Below are 3,338 nucleotides of genomic sequence, written 5' to 3' on the forward strand. Positions count from 1 at the left end.
GCCTTGGGGCTGACGCCGGTGGGGAAGAGGCCGAGGAACGTCTCGACGAGTCCGTCGGCGCCGCTGAGCCCGGCCCCGACGAGGTCGGTGAGGTACCCGGAGGGGCCGAACAGGGCAGGCGCGTCGCGCGGGATCGCGGCGAGCGGCTGCCCGTCGGCGCGCTTCAGCCGGCCCTGCGCGGCGAGGTCGAGGAGGTGGGCGAGGTACTGGCGGCGAAGGATCTCGATGGCCGACAGGTGGCTTCCCGGTGGCACGATCTGCCCGGCGATCATCTCGCGGGGCTGGTCGAGGTAGTACAGGTCGCGGCGACTGCGGTCGGGGATGGTGAGGAGGAAGGCGTTGCCGGTGCGCCGGCCGGCGCGGCCGACCTGCTGGGCGTAGTTGGCGGCGCGGCGGGGCAGCGCCGCTAGCACGACGGCCGACAGGTCGCCGATGTCGATGCCCAGCTCCAGAGTGGGGGTGCAGGAGAGCACGTTGGGGTCCTTGAACCCGTTGCCCTCGCGGAACGCCGCCTCCACCCGTTCGCGCTCCGGCCGGGTGAGCATGCCGGTGTGCTCGGCGGTGACGACCTGGTACGTGCCGGCCTTGCGGTAGAGCCTGCGGTAGTAGTCCTCGCGGTAGTCCCGGTCGCGCTGGTGCAGGCCGAGTCCGTCCGGCCGGGTTCCGGCGACGAGGCGGCCGGTGCGGCAGCGGTAGGCGGGGCACTTCTGGCCGTCCCACTGGGGCAGTAGGTCGGGGTGGACGGTCTGTTCCCAGAAGCAGGAGGGGCAGCGGACGAACGCCTGGTTGACCTCGCCGTCCTTCAGGAGCTGCACGTCGACGGCGCCGGGCTGGAGCCCGTAGATCCGCAGGCTGCCGTCCTCCGGAGTGCGCACGGCCAGCAGTCCGGCGGCGACGAGTTCGGGCAGCAGCCGGGACCAGAACTCGGCGGCCTGTTCGCGCGGCAGCCCGAGGCTGCGCTGGGCCCATCGCTCGTACCAGGAGAGCCGCCCGGTGGCGAAGTCGAACTCGCTCCTCGACTTCGGCGCGCTCAGCAGGAACACGGGGGCGGCGATGCCCTTGGGGAAGGCCCGCATGCCGGGGGGCCGCTTGCCCCAGATGAAGTACCGGCTGGTGCCGGCCTCCTTCAGATATCCCGCCAGCCAGCGGTGGCCGATGGCGCCCCGGGTCCGCAGCCGTTCCAGGAAGATCCGCAGGAAGCCGAGGTACTGCGCGTCGTCGAGCGCGTCGGGGACGGGCAGTTGCCCGCCCTTTCCGTACGGCGCGGTGTGCGCGGCCCGCACCAGGCCGACGGCGGCGGCCGGGTCGGCTATCCGCACCTGGGCGGCGGCGGTCCGGGTGAGTTCCAGGGTCCGGCCGTTGCGGGACCGGAACCCGAACTCCATCAGCGCCTCGAACGCGAAGCGCTCCCCGATCAGCTCCCAGGTCTTGTGGTCCCCGCCCCGGCCCTGGCCGGACAGCAGCCGCTTGACGCCCTTCACGTCGTGCAGGTCGGTGGGGACGACGGCGGCGAGGGTCCAACGGTCGGTGGTGGCGGCCACCACGTCGGCGATCAGGTCGTGCAGCGCGGTCGGAGCCTCCGCCGACAGGTGGCTCTCGAAGAGGGCGCGCAGCGAGAAGGTGTACGAACGGCTCGCCACGAACCCGGCCCGGTGCGCGGCGTCCTGCACCGAGTCGTTGAACATCAGCGTCTTCGTCTCGCCCTGCTCCTTGTCGAGCTCCCCGCCGGTGAACAGCTGGGTGACGGAGGCGGCGGCGAGGGCGGCGGCGCCGGTGCCGAGGAAGCGGATCGTGTTGCGCGAGCCGCAGGCCGGGCACCAGTCCTCCTCGGCGGCGGTGGTCGCGGTCTCCCCCAGGAACACCAGGACGAACGCGGAGTCTGAGCCGGCCAGCCGGGGGATGCCGGTCTCCGGGTCGTAGTCCGCGACGGGGTCGGGCAGCCGCAGCCTGCGCTTGGGACCGTCCAGGACGCGGAGCTGTCCGGCCCCGGTCACGTTCAGCGCGTTCGCGTCGGCACGTCCGGCGGCGCGGCCCGCACCGTCCATGGGCGCGGCCCCGGAACCCTCCTTCGCCTCACCGTCGGTGGCGGCGATCAGGTTGCGGACCCGCATCTTGTCCTGGCTCACCGACGCCCGCCGGATCTTGTGCGTGTCGACCTCGACGTCCAGGTCGTCGGACTCCGGGGTGAAGACGGCCCATCCGGAGCGGCCGCAGTCACGGCAGTACACCGCGGGCAGAAAGAGGTTCGCGTTCTGCCCGGCCGTCGCCGTGGTCACCGGCGCGGTGCGCGCGGCCCCGTCCTCGGACGTCTCCGGTGTGCCGGCCGTGTCCCACTGGAACTCGGCCTTCGGCCACGGCAGCACACCGCGGACGAGGCGGGAGACGGACCGCGCCCACTGGTGCACCTCGACCTGTACGAAGGGGCGCGGCTGGGCAGGCGTGGACTCCGGGGCACGGGCCACCGAGAGCAGCGCGACGAGGCGGGCGAGCGCCGTCGCCGCCACCTCGGGCCGCAGCGTGATGGTGCGCCCCCAGGACTGTGCGCCGCTGCGCCACATCAGGTCGAGCACCTCGGGCACGGAACGCACCTGCCCGTCCAAGGCGTGCAGCACGGCCGAGGTCAGGGGATGCCGCTTCAGGACCCGGCCGAGGGCGTGCGGGTCGGTGTCCCGGCCACCGGTGACGGCCTCGGTGAGCGCGGCGAACTCCTCGTCGCCGAGGGTCGGATCGGGCAGAGCGGCCAGTTCGTCCGGGGTCGGGATCGGCACCAGCGGGTCGAAGTCGCCGCGCGGCACGAACGCGTCGACGGTCTGCCGCTGTTCGCCGACGATCGCGTCGGAGGGGAACTCGGTGCCGAACACCTGGGTCGCCACGTCGAGCAGTTGCCGCACCTCGTCGGCGTCCGTGCCGGTGGCGAGGGTCGCCGACGTGGCGACCGGGCAGATGCGGCCCAGCGGGCTGCCCGGCTCCGAGGCACCGACGGCGGAGGCGAGCCGGCGGAGCAGCATCGCCACGTCGGTGCCCTGCGCGCCGTCGTAGGTGTGGAACTCGTCGACCACCACGTAGCGGATGTCGGCGTCCGCCCACAGCGGGGCGTCGGCGGAGCGCTGGAGGAGCAGGTCCAGCATCTTGTAGTTGGTGATGAGGATGTCCGGCGGCGTCACCTGCATGTCGGACCGGTCGGTGAACACCCGCCGGTACCGGGTGGCCGCCCGGTCACCGATGTAGAGCCCGGCCCGCACCCTGCCCAATTCCGATTCGTACTCGGTGAGCAGCCCGTTGATGCGCTGCGCCTGGTCGGTGGCGAGCGCGTTCATCGGGTACAGGAACACGGCCTT

1 protein-coding gene is annotated in these 3,338 nt (G+C 72.9%); it reads right to left on the reverse strand.

What is annotated here, in order from left to right:
* The coding region (locus tag ACRDP3_RS12940; protein ID WP_431517053.1) for a helicase-related protein at positions 1-3,338 on the reverse strand (3,338 nt) is incomplete at both ends.

Source organism: Streptomyces sp. (assembly GCF_050698815.1).
Classification (GTDB): Bacteria; Actinomycetota; Actinomycetes; order Streptomycetales; family Streptomycetaceae; genus Streptomyces.